We start from the raw sequence: 17,336 nt of genomic DNA, 5'->3' as shown, positions 1-17,336 counted from the left end.
TCTCCGCCGGGCCCGCACACACGCCCCCGGCCCCCGGCTGGGGGCACTGCGGCTGACGCTACGCGCGTAGCGTGACGTTGACGCGTGTAGCCTCACCCCCGCCCGACGGAGCTTGATCCGGTCCCCGCCCGGTCGGCTCCGCCCCTTCCTCCCGCTCCCTTCCCCGAGGAGAGTGCGCCATCAAAGCGTCCACCAGTACCGAAGCCGAAGGTACGCAGGCCCCCGCAGTAGAACTCGAGGGCATCACCAAGCGGTTCCCCGGTGTCGTGGCCAACCACGACATCCGCCTCACGGTCCGCCGCGGCACCGTCCACGCCCTCTGCGGCGAGAACGGCGCCGGCAAGTCCACCCTGATGAAGATCCTCTACGGCATGCAGAAGCCGGACGAGGGCACCATCACGCTCGACGGCGAGCAGGTCACCCTGCACAGCCCGAGCGACGCCATCGCGCGCGGCATCGGCATGGTGCACCAGCACTTCATGCTCGCCGACAACCTCACCGTCCTGGAGAACGTCGTCCTGGGCGCCGAGAAGCTGCACGGCATCGGCGGCAAGGCGCGCGCGAAGATCAAGGAGATCTCCGACGCGTACGGCCTGGCCGTCCGCCCCGACGCCCTCGTGGAGGACCTCGGCGTCGCCGACCGCCAGCGCGTGGAGATCCTCAAGGTCCTCTACCGCGGCGCCCGCACGCTGATCCTCGACGAGCCGACCGCCGTCCTGGTCCCGCAGGAGGTCGACGCGCTCTTCGGCAACCTGCGCGAGCTCAAGTCCGAGGGCCTCACGGTCATCTTCATCTCGCACAAGCTCGGCGAGGTGCTGTCCGTCGCCGACGACATCACCGTCATCCGGCGCGGTACCACCGTCGGCACCGCGGTCCCCAGCGAGACCACCCCCAAGCAGCTCGCCGAGCTGATGGTCGGCAGCGAGCTGCCCTCGCCGGAGACCCGCGAGTCGACGGTCACCGACGTCGAGATGCTGAAGGTGGACGGACTGCACCTGTCGGCGACCGACCCCGACGGCGTGGTCCGCGCGGTCCTCGACGGCATCTCCCTGACCATCCACAAGGGCGAGGTCCTCGGCATCGCCGGTGTGGAGGGCAACGGCCAGGCGGAGCTCGTCGAGGCCATCATGGGCATGCGCGACCCCGACGGCGGCACGATCCTCCTCGACGGCAACGACATCAGCCACGCGCCGACCCGCAAGCGGCGTGAGGACGGCATCGGCTACGTCCCCGAGGACCGCCACCGGCACGGCCTGCTGCTGGAAGCCCCGCTGTGGGAGAACCGCATCCTCGGCCACGTCACCGAGAAGCCCAACAGCAAGCGCGGCGTCCTCGACAACAAGGCCGCCCGCACCGACACCGAGCGCATCGTGCGCGAGTACGACGTGCGCACGCCCGGCATCGAGGTCACCGCGGCCTCCCTGTCCGGCGGCAACCAGCAGAAGCTGATCGTCGGCCGCGAGATGAGCCACGCGCCCAAGCTCCTCATCGCCGCGCACCCCACCCGGGGCGTGGACGTCGGCGCGCAGGCGCAGATCTGGGACCAGATCCGCGAGGCGCGCCGCGAGGGCCTGGCGGTGCTGCTGATCTCCGCCGACCTGGACGAGCTGATCGGGCTCTCCGACACCCTGCGGGTGATGTTCCGCGGCCGCCTGGTCGCCGACGCCGACCCCGCCACGATCACCCCGGAGGAGTTGGGCTCGGCCATGACCGGCGCCGCAACCGGCCACCTCGAACACGCCGAGGAGACCGAAGAGACCGCGGAGACCGCCTCCGGCGAGGAGACCGCCTCCGGCGAAGACACCGCCAAGGGCGAGAAGAACGCTACCGACGAGGCCGCGGGGGAGGGTGACGAGAAGTGAAGAAGTTCGACAAGAACAAGGTGATTCTGGGGATCGCCGCCCCGCTCCTGGCCATCGTGGCCGCCCTGGTGATCACTTCGATCATCATCGCCGCCACCGGCAAGGACCCGTTCCACGCCTACGAGGTGATGGTCGACTTCGGCTCCAAGGCCGACAGCCAGGTCTGGATCATCAACAAGGCCACCCCGTACTACCTGTCCGCGCTGGCCGTCGCCATCGGCTTCCGGATGAACCTGTTCAACATCGGCGTCGACGGCCAGTACCGCATCGCGGCCTTCTTCGCCGCCGCCGTCGGCGGCGCGCTCACGCTGCCCGGCATCATCCAGATCCCGGTCATCATCATCGTCGCGATGCTGGTGGGCGCCCTCTGGGCGGGCATCGCCGGTCTGCTGAAGACCACCCGCGGCGTCAGCGAGGTGATCAGCACGATCATGCTGAACGCCATCGGCGCCTCGGTGATCGCCTACTTCCTGAAGGACGGCCGGCTCGCGGTGAAGGAGGGCAACCTGGTCCACACGCCCTACCTGCCCGACTCGGCGCACTTCTTCGAGATCCCGACCACGCCCAAGCCGATCTACGGCTTCGTGGTCATCGCGGTGCTGGCCGGCATCGCCTACTGGTTCGTGCTCGGCCGCACCCGCTTCGGCTTCGACCTGCGCACCGTGGGCCAGTCCGAGTCCGCCGCCCACGCCTCCGGCGTGAGCGTCAAGCGCATGGTGATCACCGCCATGCTGCTCTCCGGCGCCATGGCCGGCCTCGTCGGCATGCCGACCCTGCTCGGCGTCTCGTACAACTACGGCACCGACTTCCCCGCCGGCATCGGCTTCACCGGCATCGCCATCGCCCTCCTGGGCCGCAACCACCCCATCGGCATGGTGGCCGGCGCCCTGCTCTGGGGCTTCCTGGACCGCACCGGCACCCAGCTGGAGTTCGAGGGCTACGCCCAGGAGATCGTCGGAGTCATCCAGGGCGTCATCGTCCTGTGCGTCGTCATCGCCTATGAGCTCGTGCGCCGGTACGGCCTCAAGATGCAGCAGCGCAAGGTCGGCGAGGAGCTCGCCGCCCAGGCCCGTAAGAGCGACAAGGCGGAGGTTTCCGCGTGAGTACGACCTTCACCGCCGCCCTCACCGACCGGCTGAGCGGCAAGAACAAGGACAGCAAGGGCGGGCGCAAGCTCTCCTACCCCGTCGTCCTGCTGATCATCGCGGGCGCCCTGCTCCTGCTCTCCGCCCTGCGGATGATCACGGACGCCAATGACCTGACCTCCTCCGGCCAGTACAGCTCCGCCCTCGCCGCCGCCGTGCCGATCGGCCTCGCCGGCCTCGGCGGGCTGTGGGCCGAGCGCGCGGGCGTCGTCAACATCGGCCTCGAAGGCATGATGATGCTCGGCACCTTCTGCGCCGGCTGGATGGGCTGGCAGCACGGCCCGTGGGTCGCGGCGCTCGCCGGCGTCATCGGCGGCGCGGTCGGCGGCCTCGTGCACGCGATCGCCACCGTCACCTTCGGCGTCGACCAGATCATCTCCGGTGTGGCCATGAACATCCTGGCCCTCGGCGTCACGCAGTACTTCGCCAAGCTGCTGTTCGGCGCGGAGGGCAGCGCGGCTCAGCAGGCCGGCGGCAACGACAAGCAGTCGCCCGTCATGCCGGACATGCCCAACTTCTCCATCCCGGGCCTGTCCGACTGGCTCGGCACCATCGAGAAGCACCACTGGTTCCTCGTCTCCGACCTCGCCGGCATCGTCCGCGGCCTGGTCACCGACGTCTCGTGGCTGACGATCGTCGCCGTGCTGCTCTTCGCCGCCACCTTCTACGTGCTGTGGCGCTCCGCCTTCGGCCTGCGCCTGCGCTCCTGCGGCGAGAGCCCGGTGGCCGCCGAGTCCCTCGGCGTCAACGTCTACACCTACAAGTACGCGGCCGTGGTCGTCTCCGGCGCCCTCGCGGGCCTCGCCGGCGCGTTCCTCGCCATCGGCACGCACATGTACTCCGACGGCCAGACCGCCGGCCGCGGCTACATCGGTCTCGCGACCATGATCTCCGGCAACTGGCGGCCGGGCGGCGTGGCCATGAGCGCCGGCCTGTTCGGCTTCATGGACAGCCTCCAGCTGCGCTCCGGCGGCCCGACCGTCCACGCGCTGCTGCTGCTCCTGGCCGTGCTGCTGGTCGGCTTCGCCGCGTGGCGCCTGAAGGCCGGCAAGATGCGGGCCGCGGCCATCGCCGGCGTGATCGGCGCCCTGCTGGTCGTCTGGTACGTCACGACCGACACCGTGCCGCTGGAGCTCGTCGTCGCGACCCCGTACGTGGCGACCCTGCTCGTCCTGTCGGTGTCCTCGCAGCGCCTGCGCATGCCCAAGGCGAACGGCAAGCCCTACCGGAAGGGCCAAGGAAAGTGACCTCTTCCCCCAACTGGGAGGAGCTGCGCGGGAAGGCCCGGGACGCGATGTCCCGGGCCTACGCCCCGTACTCCGGCTTCCCCGTCGGCTCGGCGGCCCTCGTCGACGACGGCCGCGTCGTCAGCGGCTGCAACGTGGAGAACGCGGCCTACGGCGTCGCCCTGTGCGCCGAGTGCGGCCTCGTCTCGGAGCTCGTCGCCACCGGCGGCGGCCGGCTCGTCGCCTTCACCTGCTGCGACCGCCACGGCAACGTGCTCATGCCCTGCGGGCGCTGCCGGCAGCTGCTGTGGGAGCACGGCGGCCCGGAGCTGGCCGTCGACACGGCGACCGGCATCCGCCCGTTGGCGGAGCTCCTGCCCGATGCGTTTGGGCCCGCTGACCTGAATCGTTAAAGATGTCCCTAAGCGCCGGAGGGGTTGCTCTTGCAGCAGCCCCTCCGGGTCACTTTCCGGCCCCGGAAAGACCTGAGGACTACGAACTTAAGGAAAATGTGCTGATGGACGCCATTTCCGTGATCCGCGCCAAGCGCGACCGCGCTCGTCTGACCGACGAGCAGATCGACTGGGTCATCGACGCGTACACGCGCGGCGAGGTCGCCGACGAGCAGATGTCCGCGCTCGCGATGGCCATCCTGCTCAACGGCATGGACCGGGCCGAGATCGCCCGCTGGACCGCCGCGATGATCAAGTCCGGCGAGCGCATGGACTTCTCCTCGCTTCCCATGCCGACCTCGGACAAGCACTCCACGGGCGGCGTCGGCGACAAGATCACGCTGCCGCTGGCGCCCCTCGTCGCGGCGTGCGGCGCGGCCGTCCCGCAGCTGTCCGGCCGCGGCCTCGGCCACACCGGCGGCACGCTGGACAAGCTGGAGTCCATCCCCGGCTGGCGCGCGCTGCTCTCCAACGACGAGATGATGGACGTCCTGCGCAACGTGGGCTCCGTCATCTGCGCCGCGGGCGACGGCCTCGCCCCGGCCGACAAGAAGCTCTACGCCCTGCGCGACGTGACCGGCACGGTCGAGGCGATCCCGCTGATCGCGTCCTCCATCATGTCGAAGAAGATCGCCGAGGGTACGGGCTCGCTCGTCCTGGACGTGAAGGTCGGCTCCGGCGCCTTCATGAAGAACATCGAGGACGCGCGCGAGCTGGCGTCCACGATGGTGGGCCTGGGCACCGACCACGGCGTCAAGACCGTGGCCCTCCTGACGGACATGTCCACCCCGCTCGGCCTCACCGCGGGCAACGCCCTGGAGGTCCGCGAGTCCGTCGAGGTCCTCGCCGGCGGCGGCCCGGCCGACGTCGTCGAGCTGACCATCGCCCTGGCCCGCGAGATGCTCGACGCGGCCGGCATCAAGGACGCCGACCCGGCCAAGGCGCTGCGCGACGGCACCGCCATGGACCACTGGCGCCGGATGATCCAGGCCCAGGGCGGCGACCCGGACGCGGCGCTCCCGGTCGCCCGCGAGCAGCACGTCGTGAAGGCGACCGCCTCCGGCGTCCTCACCAAGCTCGACGCCTACGCCGTCGGCGTCTCCGCCTGGCGCCTGGGCGCCGGGCGCGCGCGCAAGGAGGACCCGGTGCAGTTCGGCGCGGGCATCGAGATGCACGCCAAGCCGGGCGAGAAGGTCACCGAGGGCCAGCCCCTGATGACCCTGCACACGGACACCCCCGAGAAGTTCGACTACGCGCTGAAGGCCCTGGAGGGCGGCGTGGAGATCGCCCCGGAGGGCACGGACTTCACGGCGAACCCGATCGTGCTGGACCGGATCGCGTAACGCGGAGCGTTGTCTTCCCGCGAACGGGGCCGGCGGACTTCCGCCGGCCCCGTTTCGCGTGTCGGCGCGGTGCATCGCTGCCGCTTCCGGCGTGCTTCTCCGCCGGGGCGGTCGAGCGCAGGAAGTCCACCAGGTCGTCCAGGGCAAGTCCGCAGTACGCGGCCCGGTGGACCGCTGCCGGCAGCAGGTGCGCGGTGATCCTCCGGTTCCACTCGTCGCCGAGCCACTCTCCCGGCTTCTCGACGCCCGCGTCATTGAGGAGCACCCCGTGCTTCGCGGCCACTTCGGCCACGACGCTCCCGATGGCGTGGAACTGCGTCGGCGCCGCACGGCGGCCGGTGACGCCCGGGTAGCAGCCCCAGGTCTTGTCCGAGTGGGTGAAGCCGGCCGGAGGATCGTCCGGTGATTCGCGCGCGTGCGGTGGGGGAGGCCGGTGCGCGCGCCCGCCGGATATCGTGGTGCGCCGAAGCATCCGCAAGAGAGGTGGTCCACGGCCGTGACGGCGGACTGGGATCCGGGCGATCTGATCGAGGTGTTCAAGGCCCTGGGGAATCCCGCCCGTTTGCAGATCATGCAGTGGCTGAAGGATCCCGAGACGTCCTTCGCGGCGTACGAGCCGATCGCGGACCGCCGGTCGGTCGGCGTGTGCGTCACGCACATCCAGGCGAAGTCGGGGCTCGCCCAGTCGACGGTCTCCAGCTATATGAGCACGCTCGAACGGGCGGGGCTGGTGCGTCCCACCCGGGTCGGCAAGTGGACCCACTACCGGCGCGACGAAGAGCGGCTGGCGGAACTGGCGCGGATGATCGGCGACGCCCTCTGATCGGCAGCACCATCTGATTGACGCATCGCAATATGTCGATACGATTTCTTCATGCCGAGCTTCGATGCCGCTCCCACCGCCCTCATCGTTCATGCTCACCCCGAACCCCGCTCGTTCAGCACGGCCCAGATGGTCACCGCGGCCCGGGCTCTGCGCGATGCGGGGTACCGCGTCGACGTCCTCGACCTCTACGCCGACGGGTGGGCCCCGGCCCTCACCCGTGAGGAGTTCGCGCCCGTGGAGGGGCACTTCAAGCCGCAGGCCGAACAGCGGCGGGCGGTCAAGGAGGGGACGCTCGACGCGGCCGTCCGGGACCACCTCGACCGGCTGCTCGCCGCCGACCTGCTCATCCTGTCGTTCCCGATGTGGTGGTTCTCGCTGCCCGCCGTCCTCAAGGGCTGGGTGGACCGGGTCTTCGTGATGGGCGGTGTCTTCGGCGGGGACCACGGGCTCTTCGGTGACGCGGCGCTGGCCGGCAAGCGGGCGATGCTGCTGTTCACGACCGGCGGGCCCGGCGAGTGGTTCCGGCCCGGCGGCACCTTCGGGCCGATGGACGACTTCCTGTTCCACATCCGCCGCGGGATGCTGGAGTTCGTCGGCTTCGAGGTCCTCGACCCCGTGATCACCCATGGTCCGGCCCAGCTGACCGACCAGGAACGAGCGGCCGCGCTGGACGCGGTCGGAGCGTCCGTCACCCGCGTCGCGGCGGGTGCCCGGACCGCCGGCCGCTGACCCCGCCCGGGCGACCGCCGCGGCGGCACCGCCCCGTGGCCGGAAACGGCGAAGGCCCGCCCCACCAGGACAGGTGGCGGGGCGGGCCCTTGCGGTTCGCGGTTCGGAGCGGCTCAGGCCCGGACCGCCGTCCGGCGGCGCTCCAGCAGCGCCCGCCGCGTCGCGTACAGCGTGATCGACGCCGCGCCCACCATCGCCAGCAGGCCCAGCACCACCGTGCCGTCCCAGCCCGCCGCGCCGAAGGCGAGCGCGCCGAGCGTGCCGCCGACCGACGAACCCAGGTAGTACGCCGTCTGGTAGAGGGCCGAGGCCTGGGCCCGGCCCGTCTTCGCGGCGCGGCTGACCGAGGACGACGCCACCGCGTGGCCGGCGAAGAAGCCCGCCGTGATGAGGACCAGGCCCGCCAGGACCGTGAGCAGCGACGACGTCAGCGACAGCAGCAGGCCCAGCGTCGTCGTGCCCACCGCCAGGTACAGCGCCCCGCGGCGCCCCAGCCGGCCGACGAGCTTGCCGGCCGCGGCCGACGACGCCGTGCCGACCAGGTAGATCAGGAAGATCGAGCCCACGACGCCCTGGGGGAGGGAGAACGGCGCCTCCGCCAGCCGGTAGCCGATCACGGTGTACACCGCGCCGAAGACCGTCATGAAGAGCGCACCGATCGCGTACAGGCGCCGCAGCAGCGGGTCGGAGAGGTGACCGCCCACCGTACGGGCCAGGCGCTTCGGCGACACCGCCGCCGCCTTGAAGTGCCGCGCCCGCGGGATCAGCAGCCGGAACGCCAGCGCGCACACCACCGCCAGCGCGCCCACCGCGGCCAGGCCGGCCCGCCAGCCCCACGCCTGAGCCACCCAGCCCGCGAGGATCCGGCCGGTCATGCCGCCGATGCTGTTGCCCGCCACGAACAGCCCGATCGCGCCGACCAGCGCCTTCGGCCGGACCTCCTCCGCGAGGTAGGCCATCGCCGACGCCGGCACCCCCGCCAGCGCCGCGCCCTGCACCGCGCGCAGCGCGACCAGCCAGCCCAGGCTCGGCGCGAGCGGCACCAGCAGGGCCACGAGCGCGGCCACGCACAGCGAGGCGGTCATCATCGTGCGGCGCCCGAAGCGCTCGGAGAGGGCGCTGAGCGGGACGACCGCGAGGGCGAGCCCGCCCGTCGCGGCGGAGACCGTCCAGCTGGCCTGATCGGCCGTCACCCCGAGGCCGGCGGAGATGGCCGGCAGCAGCGCCTGCGTGGAGTAGAGGAGGGCGAAGGTGGCGATGCCCGCGGCGAACAGGGCGAAGCTCATCCGGCGGTAGCCGGGGCCGCCCGGCTCCAGCCGGGAGTCCTCGTCGGGAACGGGAGAAGAGAGGTGAAGGGACGACAGAGCAGAGGCACCCGAACGCACGATGACGCTGGATGCCCCGGTATCGGCAGGAGGCATACGAAAACCGTAGGCAGCCTGGGCTGATGCGTCCAATGCACAGAATGGCGATAATCGATCCTGTGTTGCATGAACGCAGGTCACGGCCGCCCTTGTCACCGCCCGGCAATGAAAAAGACATCCCCGTAACAGCGGACGTCGAGGCCGACTCCTGGGCCGCCACCCTCACTCCGCGGCTCGCGCAGTTCGTCGCCGTCGCCCGCCACGAGCACGTGACGCGCGCCGCGCAGCAGATCGGCGTGCCGCAGTCCACGCTCAGCCGCTCGATCGCCCGGCTCGAAGACGACCTGGGCGTCGCCCTGTTCGCCCGCCACGGCCGCACGGTCTCCCTGACCGCGGCCGGCCGCACCTTCCTCGCCACCGTCGACCGCGCCCTGTCCGAGGTCGACCGCGCCGCCGAGTCCGTACGGGCCGACGCCGACCCCGCCGCCGGCAAGGTCGCCTTCGGCTTCCTCCACACGCTCGGCACCGAGACCGTACCCGAGCTCATCCGCGCCTTCCGCGCCGACCATCCGCGCGTACGGTTCCAGCTCGTGCAGAACTACGGCGAGTCCATGCTGCAGCGGCTGCGGGACGGCGAGCTCGACCTGTGCCTCACCTCGCCCGTCCCGGACGCCCCGGACCTCGTCTCCCGCCGCCTCGACGAACAGAAGCTGCGGCTCGTCGTCCCCGACGACCACCCCCTCGCCTCCCGCAAGCGCATCCGCCTCGCCGAGGCCGCCTCCGAGCTCTTCGTCACCCTCGAACCGGGCTACGGGCTGCGGCGCATCACCGACGCGGTCTGCGCGGAGGCGGGGTTCACCCCGAAGATCGCCTTCGAGGGCGAGGAGGCGGAGACGCTCCGCGGCCTCGTGGCCGCGGGCCTCGGCGTGGCCCTCCTGCCCCCGCCCGCCGTCCCGCGGCCCGGCGTCGCCGAACTGACGGTCACCGCGCCGCGCGCGTTCCGCGAGATCGGGGTGGCGTGGCTGGACGGCCATCCGGACACGCCTCCGGTGGCGGCGTTCAAGCGGTTCCTCTTGTCGCGGAGGGGGCAGTTGCTGCCGCGGTGACGGTTCCGCTCCGCGGGGTTCGTTTCGGTGGGGGCGCGCCGGGTCCGGCACCGCCGGTCACGTCCCGTGGGGGGGGCGCGCGCCGTCGCGGCGGGATTTCTTTGCCTGCGGCCAGGTTCGCTCCGCGGGGCGCCGGGTCCGGCACCGCCGGAGACGCCGAGTTCGGTTGCGCGCCGCTGCGGCGGATTCGAGAGGTGAGGCCTCTCGGCGACCCTGCGGGCGCATTCGCAGCTCTTTGCCGCAGGTAAAGAAGTCCCACCGCGACGGCGAGCAACCCCCCCGGGCGCTGAACGGCGGTGCCGGACTCGGCGCCCCCCGAGAAGCGGCCCGGTGCCGAACCCGGCGCCCCCCCCCGCGGAGCGAACCCCGCGGAGCGGACCCGGCCGCAGGCCAAAGTCTCCCGCCGCGACGGCGAGCAACGCCCCGCCGGCGTGACCGGCGGTGCCCGGCGAACCCTCAGTACCCCAGACTCGCCCCGAAGCCGGAGGCCAACGGCATGCGGAGCCCCAGCGGCGGCGGAGCCGCCAGGGCGTCCGCGACCGGCCGGGCGAAGTGGTGGCCGAAGAGCACGCCGCGGACGAAGTCGGCGGCCAGCGCCTGGACTTCCGCGCGGTGCTGGCGCAGACCGTGGCCGTCCGAGTGGACCTCGAAGCGGCACACGTCCCGGTTGACCTTCTTCGCCCGCTGGGCGAGGCGGAACGACAGATCGGGATCCGTGTGCTCGTCATTGGTGCCGTGCACGATCAGCACGCGCCGCCCGCAGAGCTGCCGCACCGGTTCGGGCTCCGGGTGGCCGCCCGCGTCCGGCAGCCACGGGGCGACGGCGAGTACCGCCGTGACGGCCGCGTGCCCCGCCGCCCGGAGCGCCGCGCGGCCGCCCATGTCCGTGCCGACGAGGCAGACCGGTACGTCGCCGTAGCGCCGCACCACCTCGTCGGCCGCCCATTCGGCGTCCCGCACGGGGTCCGCCGCGGAACCGTTCCACCCGCGCAGCCGGTAGTGGACGACGTGGGTGACCAGTCCGTCCGCCGCGGCCGCCGCGGTCAGCCGGCGGGCCAGCGGCCGCTGTGCGGCAAGGGCGAGCGCCGAGGGCGGGCGGGTGCTCTCGGCGCGGCCGCCGGGCAGCAGCAGCGCCACGCCGTGCACGCCGTGCACCGCGCGCCCGGCCCCGAGCGGCTTCCCCAGCCGCGCCGTGGGCCGTGCCGTACCCCGCTTCTCGCGGACCCGCTTCTCCCGATCCCGCTTCCCCCGCGGGGGGTTCGGCTGTCCGTGCGTTCCTTCCGGGTCCCGCTGAGGCAACGCTTGCTGAGCCATGGCAGAACGATGGCAGAAGGACCGGAGGTGTCCACCCCGCCGACGGGTCACCGTTCCGTATCGTTCGCCGACATCTACGCGCGTAGGGGCTAGAGTGCCGAGATGACGACCGAGACCATCTCCCAACCGAACCCCGAACAGATCCGTCGCGCCCCCAAGGTCCTGCTGCACGACCACCTGGACGGCGGGCTGCGCCCCGGCACGATCGTCGACCTGGCACGCGAGACGGGCTACACCGGTCTGCCCGAGACCGACGCGGACAAGCTGGGTGTCTGGTTCCGCGAGGCGGCCGACTCCGGCTCGCTGGAGCGGTACCTGGAGACCTTCGCGCACACCTGCGCCGTGATGCAGACCCGCGAGGCCCTCGTCCGGGTGGCCGCGGAGTGCGCCGAGGACCTGGCCGCGGACGGCGTCGTCTACGCCGAGGTGCGCTACGCACCGGAGCAGCACCTGGAGGCCGGCCTCACCCTCGAAGAGGTCGTGGAGGCCGTCAACGAGGGCTTCCGCGAGGGCGAGCGCCGCGCCAAGGCCAATGGCCACCGCATCCGGGTGGGCGCGCTGCTGACCGCCATGCGGCACGCGGCCCGCGCCCTGGAGATCGCGGAACTCGCCAACCGCTACCGCGACGCCGGCGTCGTCGGCTTCGACATCGCGGGCGCCGAGGCGGGCTTCCCCCCCACCCGCCACCTGGACGCGTTCGAGTACCTCAAGCGCGAGAACAACCACTTCACCATCCACGCGGGCGAGGCGTTCGGCCTGCCGTCGATCTGGCAGGCGCTGCAGTGGTGCGGCGCGGACCGGCTCGGCCACGGCGTCCGCATCATCGACGACATCGAGATCGGCGAGGACGGGAAGGCCAAGCTGGGCCGCCTCGCGTCCTACGTCCGGGACAAGCGCATTCCGCTGGAGATGTGCCCCACCTCGAACCTGCAGACCGGTGCGGCCAGCTCGTACGAGGAGCACCCGGTCGGACTGCTCCGTAAACTGCATTTCCGGGCGACGATCAATACCGATAATCGCCTGATGAGCGGCACCAGCATGAGCCGGGAATTCGAGCACCTGGTGAAGGCCTTCGGCTACACGCTGGACGACATCCAGTGGTTCACCGTCAACGCGATGAAGTCCGCGTTCATCCCATTCGACGAACGTCTGGCGATGATCAATGACGTGATCAAGCCGGGTTACGCCGAGCTCAAGTCCGAGTGGCTCTTCCAGTAGGAGCGGCCGGGCCTTTCTGACCAGCGGCGTTTTCACCGGCCGCAACGGACGGTGAATCCGCGGGGAATAGCGTGCGGCGGCCGGGACGTTTATCGTCCCGGCCGTGTCAATGATTGCGGCGGCCGGGAAGTCGTGGCTAGGTTGCAGTGCCGCTCGAAGAATCCCCCGTCGCGAGGACAGAATTCAGATGAAGCTCGGAAACTTCAGGACTCTCGGTGCCGCCGCCCTCGGTGTTGCCTTCGCCGCCGTGGCGGCGGGGAGCGCGCAGGCGGCCGGCACCGCGGGTGCCGTCGAATCGCTCACGACCACCGCCCGGACCACGACGGCGGGGCTGCCCATCCAGCAGGTCGCCCAGGTCGCCCCCGCGGGCGGCCCGGTGATCTCCGCGGCGGACCGCGCGATCCAGAGCGGCATGCTGCAGGCCCCGGCCCAGGCCGTGGACAAGGCCGTGGCGCCGCAGCTCCCCACGCACGAGCTCGCCCCGAAGGCCGCGACCAGGTCCGCCGCCCCGGAGACCCAGGCCGCCCCGGCGACCAAGGAGGCCCCGGAGACGACCACCGGCCTGCCGACCGACAACAAGGGGAACACGGGCCTGCTGGCGCCCCTGTCCGGGCTGCCGCTCGGCAGCCTGCCGGTGTCCGGCATCGGCGGCTGACCCCACCGGTCCCCGCGAGCCCGTCCCGCTCGTACGACGGCGGGCCGTCCCCGGAACATTTCCGGGAGACGGCCCGCCGTTTTACGTTTTATGTTTTACGTTTTGCGTACGGAACGCTTTTCGGCTCAAAGGCGGTGCTTTACCAGGAGTGCGCGGCCCGGTCGTTGCGCGCGTCCTCCGACGGCAGCAGGATCCACAGCGCGATGTAGAGCAGGAACTGCGGGCCGGGCAGCAGGCACGAGAGCAGGAAGATCACCCGCATCGTCGTGCGGGACGTCCCGAAGCGCTCGGCCAGACCGGCGCACACCCCGGCGATCATCCTGTGGTTGCGGGGACGGACCAGCTTGGCGGACATGACGGCGACTCCTCGTCTTGCGGGAACCCATACGGCGCGGGAACGTTTTTCCCGTCTCTTCCGTCGGCTTCCCGATGACTCCACGTTATGTCCGAGGACCCGGCCGGAACGTCGGCCTAAGGGGCGATCCGAACCCTGGGGATCGTCGGGGTGACACCCTGAGGGGACTCCTCCCGGCGTATGGGCTCCGGGCGCCGCTCGTCCCCCCTGCGACGGAGACGGGCCCGCGCCGCGGGGACGACCGCCAGGTGCACGGCCGCCACCCCCGTCACGTTCAGCAGGAGCGCGTCCACGTCGAGCACCTGGCCCACGACGCCGCTCTGCACCACCTGCAGCGCCAGCGACACCATCGCGCTGGTGAAGACCGTGCGGGTCAGCGAGCCCAGCGGCGACGCCGTGAGGCGGCCCCGCGCCCACGGCAGCAGCACACCCAGCGGGGCGAGCAACAGCACCCCCGCCCCTATGGCCCGCGCCGCCTCCCACGGGCTCAGGGCGAGGTCGGCCCGGATCGTGGCCAGCGGCTCCAGGTGCGCGGCGGACACCCAGGGCACGGTCAGCGGGCGCAGGGCGAGCCAGCCGACCGTCAGCAGATGGACGACGAGGAGCACGCAGCCCGCGAGGCGGTAGCGGTATCGGAGGGCGGGCGTACCGCCGTAACCATGACCCTGCACGCCCCACATGACGCGGTGCGCCGGTCGCACGGTTCCGGCCGACGGGAGCCTCCGGCGGTTCCCGGTGCGCGAGGCGGTTCCGCCTGCGTGTGCCGCCGGACTCGCACCGCGGTGACGGGCGCCGTCGCGGCGGAAAAGGATGGCCCGCCGCAACGCCGGGACGCCGCGACAGGTCCTACGAAACAGCCGTGCCCGTGATGTCCGCGCTGTCCGGATGTGCCCGGAGCTCGTCCGTGCAGGCGTAGCTCTTGGGGCGCTCCTCCGCCGGCCCGCCCAGGATGACCGCCCGCTTGCCGTCGGCCGCGGCCGTGCCCGCGTACGTGCACACGAGCTGCGCCAGGCCGACCTGCGGCAGGTCGCCGGGGTCCCGGCCGAGCCGCAGGGTCCCGGCGGGGTCGCCGGGCCGCGGCCCGGACACGGTCAGCCGCTGCGGCACGGCCGTGGACATGCCCGCCTCGGCCTCCTGGTTCGAGGGCGCCTTGCGGAGCTCGTCGAGCAGCAGGCGGGCGACGGCCACGGCGTCCTCGGAGGTGTCGGGCCCGGCGACCGCGCGGGTGACGGGCACCAGCTGCGAGGTGCACTCCAGCTGGACGGTCACGGTGGCGGAGCCCGAGGGGACGGTGCGCTCGGGCTTGACGACGCACGACGAGCGCGACGGCGCCCCGCCCGCGTCCACCGGCACGGCGGTGCCGCGGATGCCGCAGGCCGTGGCCGTGCCGAGCAGGGCGAGGGCCAGACCCGCGCCGCGCAGGGCCTTCCCCAGCGCTCTCGGATGCGGGGTGCTTCTCACTTGCCGCCCTCCCCGTCCCCGGCCGGCTGCTCCGCGAGGGCGGAGGCGTCCCGCGGGAGGGTGAGCGTGAAGACCGCGCCGCCCTCGGGGGAGTTGGCCGCGGTGATCTCACCGCCGTGGATGTGGGCGTTCTCCAGGGCGATGGACAGGCCGAGGCCGCTGCCCTCGGAGCGCGGCCGGGACGCGCTGGCCTTGTAGAAGCGGTCGAAGACGTGCGGCAGGACGTCCTCGGGGATGCCCGGGCCGTGGTCGCGCACGTCGATGCGCAGCGCGTCGTCCTCCGTGCGGACCGAGACGCGCACCGGGGAGCCGCCGTGCTTGAGGGCGTTGCCGATGAGGTTGGCGAGGATGACGTCGAGGCGCCGCGGGTCGAGCCGGGCCACGATGCCGCGCTCGGCGTCGAGCTCGACGGCGTCGAGCCAGGCGCGGGCGTCGATGCAGGCGGTGACCTGGTCGGCGACGTCCACGTCGTCCAGCACGAGCCGGGCCGTGCCCGCGTCGAAGCGGGTGACCTCCATCAGATTCTCCACCAGGTCGTTCAGCCGGCGGGTCTCGCTCACGACGAGCTGCACCGCCGGGGCGATCATCGGATCGAGGTTGTCCGCCTCGTCCTCCAGCACCTCGGTCACCGCCGTGATGGCCGTGAGCGGGGTCCGCAGCTCGTGCGACATGTCGGCGACGAAGCGGCGGCTCGCGGCCTCCCGGGCGCTGAGCTCCTCGACGCGCTTCTGCAGCGACTCCGCGGTCCTGTTGAAGGTGCGCGACAGGTCGGCGAGCTCGTCCGTGCCGGAGACGCGCAGCCGGGTGTCCAGCTTGCCCTCGCCGAGCCGCCGGGCCGCGTCGCCGAGCCGCTGCACGGGCCGCAGCACGGTGGAGGCGGCGGCCTGCGCGAGCAGCGCGGAGCCGATGAGCGCCAGGCCGGTGGCGATGCCCAGCGACCAGGCCAGCGAGTTGAGGTCGGCGCGCTCGTTCTCCAGGGACTTCAGCAGATAGCCCGTGGGGCCGCCGCCGATCACCTTCGCGCCGCCCACCAGGTACGGCTTGCCGTCCAGCGTGATCCGCTGCCAGTACAGGTGGTACGCGTAGCGGTTGGAGTCGTCCACGCGCCGCTCGCGGTTCACGGCCGCCTGCAGGGACTTCGGCACGACCTTGAGGGAGAACAGGTCGCGGTCCGAGGGCGCGGCGCAGGCCTTGCCGCCCTCGCCGCTGCCGATCAGCAGCACCTCGTACTTCTGCGACGTGGCCGCCATCCGGTCGGCCGCCGCCTGCAGCTCCTGGCAGGTCGGCCCGAGGGGCAGCGTGCCGGTGTTGTCCTGCAGGGACTTGCGGAAGTCGTCGAGGGCCGCGTCCTGGGTGCGGGTGAGCACCGCGTCGCGGTTGAGCCAGTACGCGATCGCCGACGCGGAGACGGCCGCGGCCAGGGCGACCAGGGCGAAGACGAGCATCAGCCGCAGCCGCAGGCTTATCCAGCGCAGGCTGAGCTTCATCACGTTGCGGGCGGCGGCCCAGCGGCGCACGCGTCCGGTCACTGCGGAGCGTCCAGGCGGTAGCCGACGCCGCGCACGGTGCGGATCAGGGTCGGGGACGACGGCACGTCCTCGACCTTGGCGCGCAGCCGCTGCACACAGGCGTCGACCAGCCGGGAGTCGCCCAGGTAGTCGTGCTCCCAGACCAGGCGCAGCAGCTGCTGGCGCGAGAGGGCCTGGCCCGGCCGGCGGCTGAGCTCCAGCAGCAGCCGCAGCTCGGTCGGCGTGAGCTGCAGCTCCTCGCCGTTCTTGGTCACGGTCATCGCGGAGCGGTCGATGACCAGCGAGCCGAAGGCGGCGGAGTCGTTGGTCTCGCGCTCGCCGCGGCGCAGCACCGCGCGGATCCGGGCATCCAGCACCCGGCCCTGCACGGGCTTGACCACGTAGTCGTCCGCGCCGGACTCCAGTCCCACCACGACGTCGATGTCGTCGCTGCGCGCGGTGAGCAGGATGATCGGCAGCTGGTCGGTGCGGCGGATGCGCCGGCACACCTCGAAACCGTCGATACCGGGCAGCATCACGTCCAGCACGATCAGATCCGGCCGCTGCTCACGGAGCAGCTTCAGGCCGTCCTCGCCCGTCGCCGCGGTCACCACACGGTGGCCCTGACGGGACAGGGAGAACTCGAGAGCGGTGCGGATGGCGTCGTCGTCCTCGATCAGCAACAGGGAAGGCACGGTGGTCATTCTGGCCTACGTCAGCCCGGTAGTTCGACCGGCGCCCTCCCCGCGGTGTTCCGCCGGGCTCCTCCGTG

General features: G+C 72.1%; 18 protein-coding genes. 10 read left to right on the top strand and 8 right to left on the bottom strand.

Going from position 1 to position 17,336, the window contains the following annotated elements; all coding sequences use genetic code 11:
- Positions 1 to 179 precede the first annotated feature (179 nt).
- The 5 genes from ACOTKD_RS15375 to ACOTKD_RS15355 all read left to right on the top strand — a co-directional run bounded on the left by ACOTKD_RS15375 (position 180) and on the right by ACOTKD_RS15355 (position 6,028).
- Positions 180 to 1,862, top strand: coding sequence for an ABC transporter ATP-binding protein (locus tag ACOTKD_RS15375; RefSeq protein WP_424889832.1), 1,683 nt, complete (start codon positions 180 to 182; stop codon positions 1,860 to 1,862).
- On the top strand, positions 1,859 to 2,965 hold the full coding sequence (locus ACOTKD_RS15370) for an ABC transporter permease (RefSeq protein ID WP_424889501.1): 1,107 nt from the start codon (positions 1,859 to 1,861) through the stop codon (positions 2,963 to 2,965). The genes ACOTKD_RS15375 and ACOTKD_RS15370 overlap by 4 nt, the downstream gene beginning before the upstream one ends.
- Entirely contained in the window at positions 2,962 to 4,254 is a 1,293-nt protein-coding gene (locus tag ACOTKD_RS15365) for an ABC transporter permease (protein WP_424889500.1), read from the top strand. Before ACOTKD_RS15370 ends, ACOTKD_RS15365 begins: the two co-directional genes overlap by 4 nt.
- Positions 4,251 to 4,646, top strand: coding sequence for a cytidine deaminase (locus ACOTKD_RS15360; protein WP_424889499.1), 396 nt, complete (start codon positions 4,251 to 4,253; stop codon positions 4,644 to 4,646). The genes ACOTKD_RS15365 and ACOTKD_RS15360 overlap by 4 nt, the downstream gene beginning before the upstream one ends.
- 98 nt (positions 4,647 to 4,744) lie before the next feature.
- On the top strand, positions 4,745 to 6,028 hold the full coding sequence (locus ACOTKD_RS15355) for a thymidine phosphorylase (RefSeq protein ID WP_424889498.1): 1,284 nt from the start codon (positions 4,745 to 4,747) through the stop codon (positions 6,026 to 6,028).
- Here the strand turns inward: ACOTKD_RS15355 and ACOTKD_RS15350 are convergent.
- Positions 5,991 to 6,500 carry a hypothetical protein gene (locus tag ACOTKD_RS15350; RefSeq protein ID WP_424889497.1) on the bottom strand — a complete coding sequence of 170 codons (510 nt, stop codon included), beginning with the start codon at positions 6,498 to 6,500 and terminating at the stop codon, positions 5,991 to 5,993. The genes ACOTKD_RS15355 and ACOTKD_RS15350 overlap by 38 nt on opposite strands.
- A 24-nt stretch (positions 6,501 to 6,524) precedes the next feature.
- Here ACOTKD_RS15350 and ACOTKD_RS15345 point away from each other — a divergent pair, with 24 nt between their 5' ends.
- Positions 6,525 to 6,851 carry an ArsR/SmtB family transcription factor gene (locus ACOTKD_RS15345; protein WP_424889496.1) on the top strand — a complete coding sequence of 109 codons (327 nt, stop codon included), beginning with the start codon at positions 6,525 to 6,527 and terminating at the stop codon, positions 6,849 to 6,851.
- 51 nt (positions 6,852 to 6,902) lie between these two features.
- A complete protein-coding gene (locus tag ACOTKD_RS15340) occupies positions 6,903 to 7,583 on the top strand; it encodes an NAD(P)H-dependent oxidoreductase (protein WP_424889495.1) in 681 nt (226 codons plus the stop codon).
- Positions 7,584 to 7,696: 113 nt separating this feature from the next.
- Here ACOTKD_RS15340 and ACOTKD_RS15335 read toward each other — a convergent pair whose 3' ends face one another.
- Positions 7,697 to 9,004: an MFS transporter gene (locus tag ACOTKD_RS15335; RefSeq protein WP_424889494.1), complete on the bottom strand. Its 1,308-nt coding sequence runs from the start codon at positions 9,002 to 9,004 to the stop codon at positions 7,697 to 7,699.
- Positions 9,005 to 9,066: 62 nt separating this feature from the next.
- Between ACOTKD_RS15335 and ACOTKD_RS15330 the strand changes: the two genes are divergently transcribed.
- Positions 9,067 to 10,053 (top strand): LysR family transcriptional regulator, encoded by a 987-nt coding sequence (locus ACOTKD_RS15330; RefSeq protein ID WP_106681497.1) that lies wholly within the window; start codon positions 9,067 to 9,069, stop codon positions 10,051 to 10,053.
- Positions 10,054 to 10,509: 456 nt separating this feature from the next.
- Here ACOTKD_RS15330 and ACOTKD_RS15325 read toward each other — a convergent pair whose 3' ends face one another.
- On the bottom strand, positions 10,510 to 11,208 hold the full coding sequence (locus ACOTKD_RS15325) for an alpha/beta hydrolase (protein ID WP_424889831.1): 699 nt from the start codon (positions 11,206 to 11,208) through the stop codon (positions 10,510 to 10,512).
- Between the two features lie 261 nt (positions 11,209 to 11,469).
- Here ACOTKD_RS15325 and ACOTKD_RS15320 point away from each other — a divergent pair, with 261 nt between their 5' ends.
- Entirely contained in the window at positions 11,470 to 12,585 is a 1,116-nt protein-coding gene (locus ACOTKD_RS15320) for an adenosine deaminase (protein WP_424889493.1), read from the top strand.
- Between the two features lie 187 nt (positions 12,586 to 12,772).
- Positions 12,773 to 13,240 (top strand): hypothetical protein, encoded by a 468-nt coding sequence (locus tag ACOTKD_RS15315; protein WP_424889492.1) that lies wholly within the window; start codon positions 12,773 to 12,775, stop codon positions 13,238 to 13,240.
- A gap of 139 nt (positions 13,241 to 13,379) precedes the next feature.
- On the opposite strand, the gene ACOTKD_RS15310 is transcribed toward ACOTKD_RS15315, so the two are convergent.
- From ACOTKD_RS15310 to afsQ1, 5 genes are all read right to left on the bottom strand, one after another.
- The gene (locus tag ACOTKD_RS15310; RefSeq protein ID WP_424889491.1) at positions 13,380 to 13,595 is read right to left on the bottom strand and encodes a PspC domain-containing protein; all 216 of its coding nucleotides are present in this window, start codon (positions 13,593 to 13,595) and stop codon (positions 13,380 to 13,382) included.
- Positions 13,596 to 13,711: 116 nt separating this feature from the next.
- A complete protein-coding gene (locus ACOTKD_RS15305; protein WP_424889490.1) occupies positions 13,712 to 14,266 on the bottom strand; it encodes a VanZ family protein in 555 nt (184 codons plus the stop codon).
- A 175-nt stretch (positions 14,267 to 14,441) separates the two neighbouring features.
- The gene (locus tag ACOTKD_RS15300; protein WP_424889489.1) at positions 14,442 to 15,056 is read right to left on the bottom strand and encodes a hypothetical protein; all 615 of its coding nucleotides are present in this window, start codon (positions 15,054 to 15,056) and stop codon (positions 14,442 to 14,444) included.
- Positions 15,053 to 16,543 carry an ATP-binding protein gene (locus ACOTKD_RS15295; RefSeq protein WP_424889830.1) on the bottom strand — a complete coding sequence of 497 codons (1,491 nt, stop codon included), beginning with the start codon at positions 16,541 to 16,543 and terminating at the stop codon, positions 15,053 to 15,055. Before ACOTKD_RS15295 ends, ACOTKD_RS15300 begins: the two co-directional genes overlap by 4 nt.
- Positions 16,544 to 16,581: 38 nt before the next feature.
- Entirely contained in the window at positions 16,582 to 17,259 is a 678-nt protein-coding gene (afsQ1, locus tag ACOTKD_RS15290; protein WP_173864811.1) for a two-component system response regulator AfsQ1, read from the bottom strand.
- Positions 17,260 to 17,336 lie beyond the last annotated feature (77 nt).

This window comes from Streptomyces sp. XH2, from assembly GCF_049725035.1.
Taxonomy (GTDB): domain Bacteria; phylum Actinomycetota; class Actinomycetes; order Streptomycetales; family Streptomycetaceae; genus Streptomyces; species Streptomyces roseoverticillatus.
Note: the sequence above shows the minus strand (reverse complement) of the source record. Positions and strands in the feature narration are given on the sequence as shown.

Bases quoted from the DNA above. Each gene is read 5' to 3' on its own strand.
- ACOTKD_RS15335 (WP_424889494.1), bottom strand. From the start codon at position 9,004: ATGCCTCCTGCCGATACCGGGGCATCCAGCGTCATCGTGCGTTCGGGT.
- ACOTKD_RS15340 (WP_424889495.1), top strand. From the start codon at position 6,903: ATGCCGAGCTTCGATGCCGCTCCCACCGCCCTCATCGTTCATGCTCAC.
- ACOTKD_RS15320 (WP_424889493.1), top strand. From the start codon at position 11,470: ATGACGACCGAGACCATCTCCCAACCGAACCCCGAACAGATCCGTCGC.
- ACOTKD_RS15310 (WP_424889491.1), bottom strand. From the start codon at position 13,595: ATGTCCGCCAAGCTGGTCCGTCCCCGCAACCACAGGATGATCGCCGGG.
- ACOTKD_RS15350 (WP_424889497.1), bottom strand. From the start codon at position 6,500: ATGCTTCGGCGCACCACGATATCCGGCGGGCGCGCGCACCGGCCTCCC.
- ACOTKD_RS15315 (WP_424889492.1), top strand. From the start codon at position 12,773: ATGAAGCTCGGAAACTTCAGGACTCTCGGTGCCGCCGCCCTCGGTGTT.
- ACOTKD_RS15295 (WP_424889830.1), bottom strand. From the start codon at position 16,543: ATGAAGCTCAGCCTGCGCTGGATAAGCCTGCGGCTGCGGCTGATGCTC.